Origin of the sequence: Pseudomonas sp. PB101 (assembly GCF_009764265.1) — a bacterium.
Taxonomy (GTDB): domain Bacteria; phylum Pseudomonadota; class Gammaproteobacteria; order Pseudomonadales; family Pseudomonadaceae; genus Aquipseudomonas.
The window spans coordinates 29,639-46,090 of record NZ_RWIR01000005.1 but is presented as its reverse complement, the minus strand read 5'-3'; the positions used below and the strand labels follow the sequence as shown (position 1 = coordinate 46,090).

At 60.4% G+C, this 16,452-nt stretch carries 13 protein-coding genes; 7 read left to right on the top strand and 6 right to left on the bottom strand.

From position 1 onward, the window contains the following. The first annotated feature begins 120 nt into the window (after positions 1–120). The 6 genes from EI969_RS01255 (at position 121) to EI969_RS01230 (ending at position 9,796) form a co-directional block, all read left to right on the top strand. Complete coding sequence (locus tag EI969_RS01255; RefSeq protein ID WP_160385589.1) at positions 121–1,476, top strand: imelysin family protein; 1,356 nt, start codon at positions 121–123, stop codon at positions 1,474–1,476. Between the two features lie 294 nt (positions 1,477–1,770). Beyond that, positions 1,771–3,198 carry a di-heme oxidoredictase family protein gene (locus EI969_RS01250; protein WP_160385588.1) on the top strand — a complete coding sequence of 476 codons (1,428 nt, stop codon included), beginning with the start codon at positions 1,771–1,773 and terminating at the stop codon, positions 3,196–3,198. A gap of 27 nt (positions 3,199–3,225) precedes the next feature. After that, positions 3,226–4,290 carry an imelysin family protein gene (locus tag EI969_RS01245; RefSeq protein WP_160385587.1) on the top strand — a complete coding sequence of 355 codons (1,065 nt, stop codon included), beginning with the start codon at positions 3,226–3,228 and terminating at the stop codon, positions 4,288–4,290. Positions 4,291–4,304: 14 nt separating this feature from the next. Continuing rightward, the gene (locus EI969_RS01240) at positions 4,305–5,405 is read left to right on the top strand and encodes a DUF1513 domain-containing protein (RefSeq protein WP_160385586.1); all 1,101 of its coding nucleotides are present in this window, start codon (positions 4,305–4,307) and stop codon (positions 5,403–5,405) included. 190 nt (positions 5,406–5,595) lie between these two features. Continuing rightward, positions 5,596–6,744, top strand: a complete 1,149-nt coding sequence (locus tag EI969_RS01235) for an efflux RND transporter periplasmic adaptor subunit (RefSeq protein ID WP_160385585.1) — start codon at positions 5,596–5,598, stop codon at positions 6,742–6,744. A gap of 13 nt (positions 6,745–6,757) precedes the next feature. Further along, positions 6,758–9,796: a multidrug efflux RND transporter permease subunit gene (locus EI969_RS01230; protein WP_160385584.1), complete on the top strand. Its 3,039-nt coding sequence runs from the start codon at positions 6,758–6,760 to the stop codon at positions 9,794–9,796. 182 nt (positions 9,797–9,978) lie between these two features. Here EI969_RS01230 and EI969_RS01225 read toward each other — a convergent pair whose 3' ends face one another. The 5 genes from EI969_RS01225 to colR all read right to left on the bottom strand — a co-directional run bounded on the left by EI969_RS01225 (position 9,979) and on the right by colR (position 13,696). Next, a complete protein-coding gene (locus EI969_RS01225) occupies positions 9,979–10,206 on the bottom strand; it encodes a hypothetical protein (protein WP_160385583.1) in 228 nt (75 codons plus the stop codon). A 2-nt stretch (positions 10,207–10,208) separates the two neighbouring features. Beyond that, on the bottom strand, positions 10,209–10,922 hold the full coding sequence (locus tag EI969_RS01220) for a lipopolysaccharide kinase InaA family protein (RefSeq protein ID WP_160385582.1): 714 nt from the start codon (positions 10,920–10,922) through the stop codon (positions 10,209–10,211). Positions 10,923–10,926: 4 nt separating this feature from the next. Next, a complete protein-coding gene (locus EI969_RS01215; protein ID WP_160385603.1) occupies positions 10,927–11,595 on the bottom strand; it encodes a class I SAM-dependent methyltransferase in 669 nt (222 codons plus the stop codon). A 153-nt stretch (positions 11,596–11,748) separates the two neighbouring features. Continuing rightward, complete coding sequence (locus EI969_RS01210; RefSeq protein ID WP_160385581.1) at positions 11,749–13,023, bottom strand: HAMP domain-containing sensor histidine kinase; 1,275 nt, start codon at positions 13,021–13,023, stop codon at positions 11,749–11,751. Next, on the bottom strand, positions 13,013–13,696 hold the full coding sequence (colR, locus tag EI969_RS01205) for a two-component system response regulator ColR (RefSeq protein ID WP_150718794.1): 684 nt from the start codon (positions 13,694–13,696) through the stop codon (positions 13,013–13,015). Before colR ends, EI969_RS01210 begins: the two co-directional genes overlap by 11 nt. A gap of 218 nt (positions 13,697–13,914) precedes the next feature. On the opposite strand from colR, the gene EI969_RS01200 reads away from it, so the two are divergent. Beyond that, positions 13,915–14,658, top strand: coding sequence for a phosphatase PAP2 family protein (locus tag EI969_RS01200; RefSeq protein WP_160385580.1), 744 nt, complete (start codon positions 13,915–13,917; stop codon positions 14,656–14,658). A gap of 123 nt (positions 14,659–14,781) precedes the next feature. Here EI969_RS01200 and groL read toward each other — a convergent pair whose 3' ends face one another. Beyond that, complete coding sequence (groL, locus tag EI969_RS01195; RefSeq protein ID WP_160385579.1) at positions 14,782–16,428, bottom strand: chaperonin GroEL; 1,647 nt, start codon at positions 16,426–16,428, stop codon at positions 14,782–14,784. Positions 16,429–16,452: the final 24 nt, after the last annotated feature.

The window sequence follows — 16,452 nt, the reverse complement described above, 5'->3', positions numbered from 1 at the left end:
GCGAATAAGAAATATTTCCAGCTACAACCCTTTACACATAATGCGAAAGATTTGCATTATGTCGCAGTTTTGCGTGCGCATAGCACCACTCCACCCCCTCATCGAAGCAGGATGTTCGCCATGATTCGTATGCCTCTGGCTACCGCCAGTCTGTTGGCCATCGCTATTTCCCTCGCTGGTTGCGGCGAAGGCAAAGACAAAGACAAAGCTGCCGCGCCTGCGCCAGCTGCCAGCACTGCGGCTGCCCCGGCTACTCCAGCCGCTGCGCCTGCCGCTGCCGGTAAAGTCGACGAAACCGCTGCCAAAGCCGTTGTCGCTCACTACGCCGACATCGTTTTCGCCGTTTACAGCGATGCCGAATCCACTGCGAAGACCCTGCAAACCGCCGTCGACGCCTTCCTCGCCAAGCCGAACGACGACACCCTGAAAGCCGCCAAGGCTGCCTGGGTTGCCGCTCGCGTGCCTTACCTGCAGAGCGAAGTGTTCCGTTTCGGCAATACCATCGTTGACGATTGGGAAGGTCAGCTGAACTCCTGGCCACTGGACGAAGGCCTGATCGACTACGTCGACAAGTCCTACGAGCACGCCCTGGGCAACCCGGGTGCGACCGCCAACATCATCGCCAACACTGAAGTGCAGATCGGCGAAGACAAGGTCGATGTCAAAGACATCACCCCGGAAAAACTCGCCAGCCTGAACGAACTGGGCGGTTCCGAGGCCAACGTCGCCACCGGCTACCACGCCATCGAATTCCTGCTCTGGGGCCAGGACCTGAACGGCACCGGCCCTGGCGCCGGCAACCGTCCGGCTTCGGACTACCTGGAAGGCAAAGGCGCTACCGGCGGTCACAACGATCGTCGTCGTGCTTACCTGAAGTCCGTGACTCAACTGCTGGTCAGCGACCTGGAAGAAATGGTCGGCAACTGGAAGCCGAACGTGGCCGACAACTACCGCGCCACGCTGGAAGCCGAACCGGCTGAATCCGGCCTGCGCAAAATGCTGTTCGGCATGGGCAGCCTGTCCCTGGGCGAACTGGCGGGCGAGCGCATGAAGGTTTCCCTGGAAGCCAACTCTCCTGAAGACGAACAGGATTGCTTCAGCGACAACACTCACAACTCGCACTTCTACGATGCCAAGGGCATTCGTAACGTGTACCTGGGTGAATACACTCGTGTCGACGGCACCAAAATGACCGGCGCCAGCCTGTCGTCCCTGGTGGCCAAGGCCGACCCGGCTGCCGACACCGCCCTGAAAGACGACCTGGCCGCCACCGAAGCCAAGATCCAGATCATGGTTGATCACGCCAACAAGGGTGAGCACTACGACCAACTGATCGCTGCCGGCAACACCGCAGGCAACCAGATCGTCCGTGACGCCATCGCCGCCCTGGTCAAGCAGACCGGTTCGATCGAATCCGCCGCTGGCAAACTGGGCATCGCCGACCTGAACCCGGACAACGCTGATCACGAATTCTGATCAACGCTGGCTGAGTGAGAAAGGCGACCTTCGGGTCGCCTTTTTCATGCCTGTTTTTTGGGCGATGCTCATGGCCTCATCGCGGGCAAGCCCGCTCCCACAGTATCCGTGCTGAACACATGATCTGTGTGCACCTTCAATCCCTGTGGGAGCGGGGCTTGCCCGCGATGGCAGCGCCGCGGTCTCAAGTGAAAAACCCTGCCCCACATCAAGCAAACGATAATTCCTCTTATTCAATTTCCCATGCCCTGTTAGACTTTGCGCCCTTGTTTTGCTCGTCTTGCAGGATCTCTGATGCCCCCGCTGCCTCTTCGCTTGTCCGCACTGTTTCTGGCCCTGGGCCTGAGTGCCTGCGATGACGCCCCGAAATTCACCCAGGCCGAACCCGGTGAAGCCCGCTCAGGTGGCAGTGCGACGGTGCGCAAGACCGATCAGAACGCGTTTTCCATGCCCTCGGCGAATCTGCCACCGTCACGGCGAGTGGATTTCAGCGTCGGCAACAGTTTCTTCCGCAGCCCCTGGGTGATCGCCCCGTCGACGACGACCGCCCGCGATGGCCTTGGCCCGCTGTTCAATACCAATGCCTGCCAGGGCTGCCACATCAAGGACGGCCGCGGCCATCCGCCGACTGCGGACGATGTGAACGCCGTGTCGATGCTGGTACGCCTGTCGATTCCCGACGCCCCAGCGTATGCCGGGGTCATCGAACAGCTCGGCGTGGTGCCCGAGCCTGTCTACGGTGGCCAGTTCCAGGACATGGCCGTACCCGGCGTAGCCCCCGAAGGCAAAGTACGGGTCGATTACACTGCCGTGCCGGTGCGGTTCAAGGACGGCACCGAAGTCGAGCTGCGTAAACCGAGCCTGAACATCACCCAGCTGGGCTACGGCCCGATGCACCCCGATACGCGTTTCTCGGCACGCGTAGCGCCGCCGATGATTGGCCTGGGCCTGCTCGAAGCGATTCCCGACGAGGCGATCCTGGCCAACGCCGAGGCACAGGCCAAGGCGAACGACGGCATCGCTGGACGTCCGAACCAGGTGTGGGACGACGCCCAACAGAAGACAGTGTTGGGACGATTCGGCTGGAAAGCCGGACAACCGAACCTCAATCAACAAAATGTTCACGCGTTTTCCGGTGACATGGGCCTCACGACCAGCCTGAGACCCATGGATGACTGCACGGACGCGCAAACTGCCTGCAAACAGGCACCCAGTGGCACCGGCCCGGATGGCGAGCCGGAAGTCAGCGATAACATCCTGCGACTGGTGCTGTTCTACAGCCGCAACCTTGCCGTCCCGGCCCGTCGTGATATCAACGCGCCTGCAGTGCTGGCCGGCAAAACCTTGTTCTATCAGGCCGGCTGCCAATCCTGCCACACACCGAAATACACCACCGTCGCCAACGCCGCCGAACCTGAACTGGCCAATCAAGTGATCCGCCCGTACAGCGATCTGCTGCTGCATGACATGGGCGACGGCCTGGCCGACAACCGTACGGAATTCCAGGCCAGCGGCCGCCAATGGCGTACCCCGCCGTTGTGGGGCATCGGCCTGACACAGGCGGTCAGCGGCCACACCCAGTTCCTGCATGACGGCCGCGCCCGCAACCTGCTCGAAGCGGTGCTCTGGCACGGCGGCGAGGCGACGGCGGCGCAGCAACAGGTTTTGTCTTTCAATGCCGAGCAGCGCAGTGCGTTGCTGGCGTTCCTGAATTCCCTTTAACACGCATTCCACTCGCGGGAGCCCGACATGTTCCGTCCCAAACTGTTGTTCACCAGCCTTGCCGCACTCGCCCTGGGCGCCTGCTCGCCACAGGATCCGCAAGCAGTCACCTCGGCGGCCATCGCCAAGTCGGTGATCCTGCCGACCTACACCCGTTGGGTTGAAGCCGACCGTCAATTGGCGGTCAGCGCCCTCGCCTACTGCCAAGGCAAGGAAACCCTGGAAACGGCCCGTGCCGACTTCCTGCATGCGCAAAAAGCCTGGGCCGAGCTGCAACCACTGCTGATCGGGCCGCTGGCCGAAGGCAACCGTTCGTGGCAAGTGCAGTTCTGGCCGGACAAGAAGAACCTGGTCGGCCGTCAGGTCGAGCAACTGGTCATCGCCCAGCCGCAAATCGATGCCGCAGCGCTGGCCAAGTCCAGCGTCGTGGTGCAGGGCCTCTCGGCCTACGAATACATTCTGTTCGACAGCAAGCCTGACGTGGCCAATGCAGAACAGAAGGCCAAGTACTGCCCGCTGCTGGTCGCCATCGGTGAACGCCAGAAACAGTTGGCCGAAGAAATCCTGCAAAGCTGGAACAACACCGACGGAATGCTCGCGCAAATGAGCAAATTCCCGAACCAGCGTTATGCCGACTCCCATGAAGCGATCGCCGACCTGCTGCGGGTGCAGGTCACCGCCATCGACACCCTGAAGAAAAAACTCGGCACGCCGATGGGCCGCCAGAGCAAGGGCGTGCCGCAACCGTTCCAGGCCGATGCCTGGCGTAGCCAGTCGTCCCTGACCAGCCTGGAAGCCAGCCTCGCGGCTGCCAAAACGGTCTGGGAAGGTGTGGACAACAAAGGCTTGCGCGGCCTGTTGCCGAGCGAGCAGAAGCCCTTGGCCGACAAGATCGATGCAGCCTATGCCGCCTCGCTGAAACTGTTCGCCGGCATCCAGCGTCCGCTGACCGAAATGCTCAATGACGACGCCGGCCGCCAGCAACTCAACGAACTGTACGACAGCCTCAACGTTGTCCATCGCCTGCACGAGGCTGATCTGGCCAAGGCGCTGGGCATCCAGCTGGGCTTCAACGCCAACGACGGTGACTGATGAGGGCGAGTTCCATGCTGCGACGCCAGGCTCTGACACTAGGTAGTTTGTTGCTGGGAGCGGTGACGCTGGGCGGCTGGAAGCTGTTCAGGCAAAAGGACAAGAGTCCGTTGTTGCTTTCGGCGCGGGACGATACCGATGGCCGGCATTACGCCGTCGGTTATCGGCTCGATGGCACCCTGCAGTTCGCCACCCGCGTCGGCCAGCGTTGCCACGACATCATCAACCACCCGACACAGCCTATTGCGCTGTTCGTCGCTCGCCGTCCGGGTACCGAGAGCTACCTGATCGACCTGCGCGACGGCGCGCTCCTGCAAACCGTGGTGTCACAGCCGAACCGGCACTTCTACGGACACGCGGTCATCCATCACAGCGGCGACTGGCTGTACGCCACCGAAAACGACACCACCGATCCGGGTCGCGGCCTGCTCGGCGTGTACAAATTCGAGGGTGAACGGCTGGTGCACAGCGGTGAGATTTCCACCCACGGCCTCGGTCCGCACCAGGTGTCGTGGATGCCCGACGGCGAAACCCTGGTGGTGGCCAACGGCGGGATTCGCACCGAGGCCGAAAGCCGGGTGGAGATGAACCTCAACGCCATGGAGCCGAGCCTGGTCCTGATGCACCGCGATGGCACCCTGCTGAGCAAGGAAACCCTCGCCCAACATATGAACAGCGTGCGCCACCTGGCCATCGCCAGCGACGGCACCATCGTCGCCAGCCAGCAGTTCATGGGCGCGGCCCACGAGTCGTCGGAGCTGTTGGCGATCAAGCGTCCGGGTCAGCCCTTCGTCGCGTTCCCGGTGCCCGAGCACCAGTTGCAGGCCATGGGGCACTACACCGCCAGCGTCGCGATACACAGCGACTTGCGCCTGGTGGCGTTGACTGCACCACGGGGCAACCGGTTTTTCATCTGGGACCTGGACAGCGGTGAAGTACGCCTGGATGCACCACTGCCCGATTGTGCCGGGGTCGGCGCCGTGGCCGATGGTTTTGTCGTGACTTCGGGTCAGGGGCGCTGCCGCTACTACGACTGCCGCAAGGCTGACCTCGTCGCAAAGCCGCTGGAGCTACCCGCAGGGCTCTGGGACAACCATCTGCATCTGATGGCATAAATACCTCCCCTTGCAGGCGCTGACTTGCCAGCGATGGCAATCTCGAGAGCACCGTAAATTCAACGGCACTATCGCCGGCAAGCCGGCTCCTACAGGTTATGGAGTTCCAATAAACAGCCATTGGATTACCTGTCCCAGTCGCGGTAATGTGCGCGACTGTCTCACCTGATTTTCTCCAAGGAACTGGAATATGCTGCGTCGCCGCATGCTGATCATGTTGGGTGTTGTGCTGCTGATTGTGCTGGTCCTGGGCGCGTACAAAGCCTTCTCTGTCTACACGATGATTCAAGGCTTCTCTGCGCCCAAACCGCCGATCAATGTCGCGGTGGCCACCGCCACCGAACGTCCGTGGCAAGCCCGGCTGCCTACCGTGGGCACCCTGACGGCCCTGCAAGGTGTCGACCTGAGCCTGGAAATCGCCGGCACCGTCACCGACGTGCAGTTTGAGTCGGGGCAGAAGGTCAAGGCCGGCCAGCCGATCGTGCAACTCGACAGCGCCGTGGAATCCGCCCTCCTGGAAACCGCTCAGGCCGATCTCGGGCTGGCCCAGGTGGATTACGGTCGTGGCAGCCAGCTGGTGGGCAGCCAGGCGATTTCCAAGGGTGAGTTCGACCGACTCTCGGCGGTCCTGAAAAAGAACAAGGCCACGGTCAATCAGCTGAAGGCTGCGCTCGAGAAAAAACGCATCCTCGCGCCGTTCAGCGGCACCATCGGCATTCGCCAGGTGGACGTCGGCGACTACGTCGCCAGCGGCACCATGATCGCCACCCTGCAGGACCTCAGCAGCCTTTACGTCGACTTTTTCATACCGGAACAATCGGTGCCGAAGGTCGCCATTGGCCAGCCGGTACAGATCATCGTTTCGGCCTATCCGGCCCGGACGTTCCCCGGCAGCATCAGTGCAATCAATCCCAAAGTCGAAAACAGCACCCGTAACGTGCAGGTCCGCGCCACCCTCGCCAACCCCGATGGCAAGTTGCTGCCCGGGATGTTCGCCAGCCTTGACGTGCTCCTGCCCGACCCGCAACCACGCATCGTGGTGCCGGAAAGCGCGATCACCTACACGCTCTACGGCAACTCGGTGTATGTCGCCGTGCAAAAGAAGGGCGAAGACGGCAACCCGGAAAAGGATGACAAGGGCCAGCCAGTGCTGATCGCCGAGCGGCGTTTTGTCGAAACCGGCGAACGCCGCGAGGGGCAAGTGATAATCACCAAAGGCGTGCAGAACGGCGAGAAAGTGGTGACGGCCGGCCAGCTCAAACTGGATAACGGCGCACACATTGCCATCAGCGACGATAAAACCCTGGCCGAGCAGAACAGCCCGCCACGTGCGGACTGATCAAGGAATCCCCATGGCTTTTACCGACCCGTTCATTCGCCGCCCGGTTCTCGCAACCGTGGTCAGCCTGCTGATTGTGCTGCTGGGCTTCCAGGCCTGGAGCAAGCTGCCGCTGCGCCAGTATCCGCAAATGGAAAACGCCCTGATCACGGTGACCACCGCTTACCCCGGGGCCAACGCCGAGACCATCCAGGGCTACATCACCCAACCGATGCAGCAAAGCCTGGCCAGCGCCGAGGGCATCGACTACATGACCTCGGTGAGTCGCCAGAACTTTTCGGTGATCTCGATCTACGCACGCGTCGGCGCCAACAACGACCGTCTGTTTACCGAACTGCTGGCCAAGGCCAACGAGGTCAAGAACCAGCTGCCCCAGGACGCGGAAGACCCGGTGCTGAGCAAGGAATCTGCCGATGCGTCAGCATTGATGTACATCAGCTTCTTCAGCAAGGAACTGAACAACCCGCAGATCACCGATTACCTGTCGCGGGTGATCCAGCCGAAACTGGCGACCTTGCCCGGCATGGCCGAAGCCGAGATCCTCGGCAACCAGGTGTTTGCGATGCGCCTGTGGCTGGACCCGGTCAAGCTCGCCGGCTTCGGCCTCAGTGCCAGCGATGTGACCAACGCGGTACGCCAGTACAACTTCCTCTCGGCGGCTGGCGAGCTGAAAGGCGAATACGTGGTCACCAGCATCAACGCCAATACCGAGCTCAAGTCGGCCGAAGCCTTCGGCGCCATTGCGCTCAAGGTCGACGGCGACAGCCGTGTGCTGCTGCGCGATGTGGCGCGCGTGGAAATGGGTGCGGAGAACTACGACACCATCAGCTCGTTCGGCGGCACCCCTTCGGTGTACATCGGCATCAAGGCGACGCCCGGCGCCAACCCGCTGGACGTGATCAAGGAAGTGCGCAAGATCATGCCGGACCTTGAGGCTCAGCTGCCACCGAGCCTCAAGGGTGAAATCGCCTATGACGCCACCCTGTTCATCCAGGCCTCGATCGACGAAGTGGTGAAAACCCTGTTCGAAGCGGTACTGATCGTGATCGTGGTGGTGTTCCTGTTCCTCGGCGCCCTGCGTTCGGTGGTGATCCCGGTGGTGACCATCCCGCTGTCGATGATCGGCGTGATGTTCTTCATGCAGATGATGGGGTATTCCATCAACCTGCTCACCCTGCTGGCGATGGTGCTGGCCATCGGTCTGGTGGTGGACGACGCCATCGTGGTGGTGGAAAACATTCATCGCCACATCGAGGAGGGCAAGACCCCGCTGGACGCCGCCATTGAAGGCGCCCGGGAAATCGCCATGCCGGTGGTGTCGATGACCATCACCCTGGCGGCGGTGTATGCCCCGATTGGCTTCCTGACCGGCCTGACCGGTGCGCTGTTCAAGGAGTTCGCCCTGACGCTGGCCGGTGCGGTGGTGATTTCCGGCATCGTCGCCCTGACCCTGTCACCGATGATGTGTGCGTTCCTCCTGCGTCACGATGAGAACCCCAGCGGCCTGGCCCATCGCCTGGACATGATTTTCGAAAGCCTCAAGCGCCGCTACCAGAGCATGCTTCACGGCACCCTCAACACCCGGCCGGTGGTGCTGGTGTTCGCGGTGATCGTGTTGTGCCTGATTCCGGTGTTCCTCAAGTTCACCAAGTCGGAGCTGGCGCCGGACGAGGACCAGGGCATCATTTTCATGCTGGCCAACGCCCCGCAACCGACCAACCTCGACTACCTGAACACCTACACCGACGAGTTCATCTCGATCTTCAAGGCGTTTCCCGAGTACTACTCGTCGTTCCAGATCAACGGTTTCAACGGCGTGCAGTCGGGCATCGGCGGTTTCCTGCTCAAGCCATGGAACGAGCGCGACCGAACCCAGATGGCGATCCTGCCCGAGGTTCAGAGCAAACTGGAAAGCATCCCCGGGTTGCAGGTTTTCGGTTTCAACCTGCCGTCCTTGCCGGGCACCGGTGAAGGCCTGCCGTTCCAGTTCGTCATCAACTCCGCCAACGATTACGAACTGCTGCTACAAGTGGTCGACCGGGTTAAAAAACGCGCGATGGAGTCGGGCAAGTTCGCCTTTGTCGACGTTGACCTGGCCTTCGACAAACCGGAAGTGGTGGTCGATATCGACCGCGCCAAGGCCGCGCAGATGGGGGTTTCCATGCAGGATCTGGGGGGAACCCTGGCGACCCTGCTGGGTGAAGCCGAAATCAACCGTTTCACCATTGAAGGTCGCAGCTACAAGGTGATTGCCCAGGTCGAGCGGCCGTTCCGCGACAATCCGGACTGGCTGAACAATTACTACGTGAAGAACACCAAGGGCGAGCTGTTGGCATTGTCGACCCTGATCACCATCACCGACCGTGCTCGACCGCGTCAGTTGAACCAGTTCCAGCAGCTCAACTCGGCGATCCTGTCCGGCGTGCCGCTGGTGAGCATGGGGGAAGCCATCGACCTGGTGCGTCAGATCGCCCGGGAAGAGGCACCCGTCGGTTTTTCCTTCGACTACGCCGGGGCGTCGAGACAGTATGTTCAGGAAGGCAGTGCCCTGTGGGTCACCTTTGCCCTGGCACTGGCGATCATCTTTTTGGTGCTGGCGGCCCAGTTCGAAAGCTTCCGCGACCCGCTGGTGATCCTGGTCACCGTACCGCTGTCTATCTGCGGCGCATTGATTCCGCTGTTCCTGGGTTGGTCGAGCATGAACATCTACACCCAGGTCGGGCTGGTGACGTTGATCGGGTTGATCAGCAAACACGGCATTCTGATCGTCGAGTTCGCCAACCAGCTACGCAAGGACAAGGGGCTGACGGCACGGGAAGCCGTGGAGGAAGCGGCGGCCATCCGCCTGCGTCCGGTCTTGATGACCACCGCGGCGATGGTGTTCGGCATGGTGCCATTGATCATCGCCACCGGAGCTGGCGCGGTCAGCCGGTTCGACATCGGCACGGTCATCGCCACGGGCATGTCGATCGGGACGATGTTCACCCTGTTTGTACTGCCTTGCGTGTACACGCTGCTGGCCAAACCCGATAAACCCGAAGAACACCCTTGACCCTGTAGGAGCCGGCTTGCCGGCGATGGACTCAAGTGCGCCGCGTTTATCCAGTTCATACGCGTTATCGTTAACGACCATCGCCAGCAAGCCGGCTCCTACAAGGGACCGTGACCAAACCAATGAAAGCCCGAAAAAAAGGCCTCGCAAATGCGAGGCCTTTCATTTGGGCTTCAATCGGTTCAACTTTGCGGCCTCAATCCCTGAGAAAGTCCGAACATGAACAACAACAGGTCATGATCGGGTCGAGTGGCCACGGATGCCTTCGCAACCCGTGGCAACGGACAGTGATCTTCTGCGTTTACCGAGCTGAGCACCTGGGGGCGTGGTTGCTCCCAGGCTGCCATCGCGATTGATGCAACTGCCAAGGCTCCTACCAGAAACAAACCTCGTGCAATTTCGAGTTTCATCGCTATAAACCCTTGATAGCGCTGCCAAACGCCGTCTCATAAAAGTAGACGAGCTTTTTCCAGTCCGCATCGCTGAACGACGAGTGGCGACGCAATTGCTTCATGTCATGGGCTGCTGCGCGATAGGCAGTCAAACGCTGGCGGCATTTCTCCAGATCGATCAGGGCAATCTCGACCTTGGCCGACTCGCCTTCACCGGTCACGCGAACAAACACGTGCTTGATGTAGATGCAGCTGTGCTGCCAGCGGCCCTTGTGCATGCGGGCCAGGTTTTCAGCCAGGTCCTTGAGTACGCGGTCGTTGACGGCTTCACCATGGCGTTCGCGACCGCCACCTTCGTACCAGCGCTCGATTTCTTCAAAGCCATCCAGCGACTTGGTGACCAGCAAGGCACGCCATTTGTGCACCGGGTCGCGCTGTGCGCCGCAGAAAACGATGTGCGGAACCCTTACGCCAAGCGCGGTCACACCGATGAGCGCAGCTTGCTCGCGCAGTACGGTCGGCCGCCCGAAAGGGTGCAGCCAGCTGCGATGGATATGCCCGGTCTGACGCTTGACGTAGAGCAGTTGACCATCACTGCCCGTAACGCGTTGAACGCCGCTTTCCCCGCCACGACGGACGTTGGGTTCTTCTACCCATTCACCGCGCTGATTCCAGAAATAATCGAAGCGGTCCTGGGGAGCGACTTCCGTTTCTGCTGCACACTGCACTGCCATCCTGTTACCTCTTGCGTAATACGTAAACTCGCCACATGGCATAGAGCGGCAAAAAGTCCAGTTGTTCCTGGATGCGGAAACCCGCCTGTTCAAATTCCTTTTCTACAGTAGCGGCCGGTAACACAAACCGGTTTTGGTAACCTTCCTGCCCACGTGTTTTCTCTGAACGCTTGCGTTTCCAGGCCTTGAAGTTGCCATCGACCCACAGCGAAAGGATCACGCTGTCACGGGAAACGCGCTCGAATTCACGCAAGATAGCCAGGCGATGCTCGGCTTCACCGATGTGGTGGAGCAAGCGCATGCAAAAAATGCTGTCGACGGCGTTGTCCGGCAAGGCGATGTCGAATGCAGAAGTGTGCAAGGGTTGTACCCGTTTCACCACATCGGCCGGTTGCGCCTGGGTTGCTATCTTCAGCATGGACTCCGAGTTATCGGCGCCGATGATCACGCGGTTGGGCTTTTCCGCGAGCATGGGCCAGAAACGCCCTGCACCGCACGGCAAGTCGAGGACCAGGCCAGGCTCGCCCACCAGGGCCAGTGCCTTGCGTCCCAGTTGCACGTCACGCCAGTGAGACAATTTACGGCCGAGACCGTCCTGGTGCTTACGCAGATAACGCTGTGCGTGTTGATCGTCATACTTTTCGGAAAAATCGAGTTTGATCGGGCCGTCCATCATCAGGTCTCCTGAACTTCTGATAGCAACTACCTTAGGTATCAACGTGTCGGTGCCAAGTGATCCATTTGTGAAAAATTTGTCATGTTGACCTTGAAGTATTACAGGATTTTACAGAATTGACAGGGTTTGCTGGACGTCCGGCGCAACTGATCAGGCTCGCGACAACTCCACCTGAAAACGGCAGCCATTGGGCTCCATGGTGGTCAGGCTGACGCTCCAGCCCTGGTTTTCACAAATCCGCTGCACCAGTGAAAGCCCCAGGCCCAAGCCCTCCCCGCGCTTTTCGCTGCCCCGGACAAAGGGTTCGAACATCGCCTCGCGTTTTTCCTCGGGAATGCCCACACCCGAGTCTTCGACCAGGAAGCCCGTGCCCGTCAGGGTCAGGCGGATGAAGCCCTGTTCCGTGTAATGCAAGGCATTGCGCAGCAAGTTGCCCATCACCGCGTGCAGGAGCGTCGCGTTGTAGCTTTTGGCCTCAGGCTGGCCCGGTTCGAAGATCAGCTTCAACCCTTTGTTTTCAATGGGCCCGCGCCACAGGCTGAGCAAACCCTCGGCCACCTGGCTCAGCGGCTGTTGCGGGGCCACGCCGGTGTCTTCGCGCTGGGCACGGGCGAGCATCAGGAAGGTTTGCACCAGCTCACGCATTTCCTCACAAGCCCGGGCGATGCGTTCGACCTGAGCGCGACCGCGCTGATCGATACCCGGATTTTCCAGCAACAACTCGCAGGAACTGGCCAGGATCATCAGGGGTGTGCGCAATTCGTGGCTGACGTCGCTGGTGAACAAGCGCTCGCGGGTCAGGGCCTGGCGCAAGCGCCCGAGGGTGGCGTCGAAGGCCACGGCCAGTTCGCCCACCTCATCGGCGGCATAGTCCGGCGCCAAAGGGGGGGCCAGACCGAGCAACTGATCGCGATGGCGCACCTGGCGGGCCAGCCGCACCACCGGCGCCATGACCTTGCGCGCCAGGACCCAGCCGAGGAACACCGCCAGCGCCAGGCTCAGTACGAAACCCACCAGCACCACGGCAAACAGCACCCGCTCACGCTCTTCGAAGTCGCTCTGATCCTGCAACAGCACGTACCGTCGACCGTCGACGATCTCGACCATGGCGTGGTACGACAGGTTTTCACGGAACACTTCGTGAAAGCCCGGCTCCAGGTGCCGCAGATCCTTGGGCAACCTGAAATCGCCCGGCCCATTGCTGAAGTAGAACAATTGGTCCGGCTCGGGGCGATGGCTCCAGTCCGTGACATTGTCCATCAGCAACAAGCGCTGCAAATCGCCGCCCAAGCCAGCCGAAATCAGTTTTTCTTCCACCAGGTGCACGGTCGCGACGATACCCATGGCAAAGGCGCCCGCCACCAGTGCGCTCATCAGCGCAAAGGCAATGATGATGCGTTGAGAAAGGCTCTGCTTAAACTCCATCACGCCCCTCGGCCAAGCGATAACCCACACCGTGCACGGTCTGCAGCAACGGCTTGGCGAACGGTTTATCGATCACCTGGCGCAGTTGGTGCACATGGCTGCGCAGGCTGTCGCTGTCCGGACAATCGTCGCCCCAGAGTGCCTCTTCAAGAATTTCACGGCGCAGCACGTGCGGGCTTTTCTGCATCAGCACAGCCAGCAACTTCAGGCCGACCGGATTGAGCTTCAGCAGCCGGCCTTCGCGGGTGACTTCCAGGGTGTCGAGGTCATAGCTCAGGTCGCCGACCTGCAAGGTGCGTCGCCCGCCGCCCTGGGTCCGGCGCATGACCGCTTCGATACGCGCCGCCAGCTCAGACAGGGCAAACGGCTTGACCAGGTAATCATCGGCGCCGGACTTGAAGCCTTGCAGGCGGTCGTCCAGTTGATCGCGGGCGGTGAGCATGATCACCGGCGTATCGCGGCGCGCGTCTTCGCGCAGGCGCTTGCACAAGGTATAGCCATCGATGCCGGGCAACATGATATCGAGCACGATCAAATCGTAATGCTCGGTGGCCGCCAGATGCAGGCCCGACAGGCCGTCCTGCGCGCAATCCACGGTATAGCCTTTGAGCCCCAGGTAATCGGCCAGATTGGCCAGGATATCGCGGTTGTCTTCAACCAATAGAATTCGCATGGGTATCTCTCCGTCCACAGTAACGGCCGTCATGGCCCGCGCAGCTTAAGGCGAAGTTCAGCTCACGGCTAGGACTGAGTGAAGCGTAAAAGCGTGGAAACTGACCGTTTACAGCCTTGACGAGTTTTTCACCAGTGATTCACACCCAAACGACAAAAACGGGTTCAAACTCTGCGCGGCTGCGCATTCGAGAACACTTCACTGATCAAGGAACTAGCATGGTTTCGAGCCTTTCCCGCCCCGCTCCTCGCCCCCTCAATTTCTGGGTGTGCCTTGGAGTCCCCGCCATTGCTGCGATCATTCTGGTGTTGCTCGAATTGACCACGCTGGACATGGACCTGGCCAGGCTGTTTTACGACCCGGTCGCCGGGGACTTCATCGGACGCCACAGTTACTTCCTCGAGGACATCCTGCACGATCGGGCCAAGCAAGTGGTCATCGCCTTCTCGGTGTTTGCCATCCTCGGTTACATCGCTTCGTTCTTCATGGCCAGGCTCAAACCGTTCAAGCGAGAACTGGGTTGCCTGGTGCTGTCCCTGGGCCTGGCGACGTCCTTTGTCACGCCCATGAAGGCGGTGACTGCGGTGCAGTGTCCATGGAGCCTTGAGCAATTTGGCGGTCACGAGACCTACAGCGAACTGCTGAGCCCTCGCCCGCCTACCGATAAACCGGGACGTTGCTGGCCCGGCGGCCATGCGGCTACGGGGTTCACCCTGTTTGCCCTGTTTTTCGTACTGCGTGACCGTCGTCCGCGCATGGCTCGCGCAGCGTTGGTTTTCGCCTTTGCCCTCGGCTCGGTGTTCTCCATCGCGCGGATGATGCAGGGCGCGCACTTCTTCTCGCACAACGTGTGGACGGCGGTGTTCTGCTGGCTGATTTGTCTGGGGTCGTATTACTACGTTCTGTATCGACCGGCCCTGAGGGCTAAACGCGAGGCCTGCGCGGTACCTGTCGGCGCCTGATCCGACGCCATCGCGGGCAAGCCACGCTCCCACAAGGGATTTATGTGACTCTCAAAATGAATGAATAAAAAAACCCCGCCTGCTTGCGCAGGCGGGGTTTTTTCGTACAGGGGTAAGGCTGGCTTACATCATGCCGCCCATGCCGCCCATACCGCCCATGTCTGGCATACCGCCGCCAGCACCGCCGTCTTTCTTCGGTGCATCAGCAACAGCAGCTTCGGTGGTCAGGATCAGACCGCCGATCGACGATGCAGCTTGCAGCGCGGAACGGGTGACCTTGGTTGGGTCCAGGATACCCATTTCGATCATGTCGCCGTATTCGCCAGTCGCAGCGTTGTAACCGAAGTTACCTTTGCCGTTCTTGACTTCGTTGACTACAACGCTTGGCTCGTCACCGCTGTTGGCAGCGATCTGACGCAGCGGTGCTTCAACGGCACGGCGCAGAACAGCGATACCTACGTCCTGATCAGCGTTGTCGCCTTTCAGATCGTTCAGGGTTTGCAGAGCGCGGATCAGCGCAACGCCACCGCCAGGTACCACGCCTTCTTCAACGGCTGCACGGGTAGCGTGCAGGGCGTCTTCAACGCGGGCTTTCTTCTCTTTCATTTCTACTTCGGAACCAGCGCCAACCTTGATCACTGCAACGCCGCCGGACAGCTTGGCCAGACGCTCTTGCAGTTTTTCACGGTCGTAGTCCGAGGAAGTTTCGGCAACCTGAGCACGGATCTGAGCGATACGGGCTTCAATGTCGCCTGCTACGCCAGAACCATCAACGATGATGGTGTTTTCCTTGGAGATGGTCACGCGCTTGGCGCTGCCCAGGTTTTCCAGGGTAGCGGCTTCCAGGCTCAGGCCGATCTCTTCGGAGATAACGGTACCGCCGGTCAGAACGGCGATGTCCTGCAGCATGGCCTTGCGACGGTCGCCGAAGCCTGGAGCCTTGACGGCTGCGACTTTAACGATGCCACGCATGTTGTTCACGACCAGAGTCGCCAGGGCTTCGCCTTCAACGTCTTCGGAAACGATCAGCAGTGGACGGCCGGCTTTGGCAACGGCTTCCAGCACTGGCAGCATTTCGCGGATGTTCGAGATCTTTTTGTCGACCAGCAGAACCAGTGGGTTGTCCAGTTCGGCAACCATGGTTTCCGGCTTGTTGACGAAGTACGGGGACAGGTAGCCACGGTCGAACTGCATGCCTTCTACAACCGACAGTTCGTTTTCCAGGCCAGTGCCTTCTTCAACGGTGATCACGCCTTCTTTACCGACTTTTTCCATGGCTTCGGCAATGATGTCGCCGATGGAGTTGTCGGAGTTGGCGGAGATGGTACCAACCTGAGCGATTGCCTTGGTGTCAGCGCATGGCTTGGACAGGTTTTTCAGCTCTTTGACGATGGCGATGGTCGCCTTGTCGATGCCACGCTTCAGGTCCATCGGGTTCATGCCGGCAGCGACGGCTTTCAGGCCTTCGTTGACGATCGACTGAGCCAGAACGGTAGCGGTGGTGGTGCCGTCGCCTGCGTCATCGTTGGCACGGGAGGCAACGTCTTTGACCAGCTGCGCGCCCATGTTTTCGAAACGGTCTTCCAGTTCGATTTCTTTTGCGACCGAAACGCCGTCCTTGGTGATGGTCGGAGCGCCGAAGCTCTTCTCGATGATCACGTTACGGCCTTTCGGGCCCAGGGTCGCTTTTACCGCGTCAGCCAGGACGTTGACGCCCTTGAGCATTTTTTTACGGGCGGAATCGCCAAACAGAACTTCTTTAGCAGCCATGATCGATATTCCTTAAATACTTTG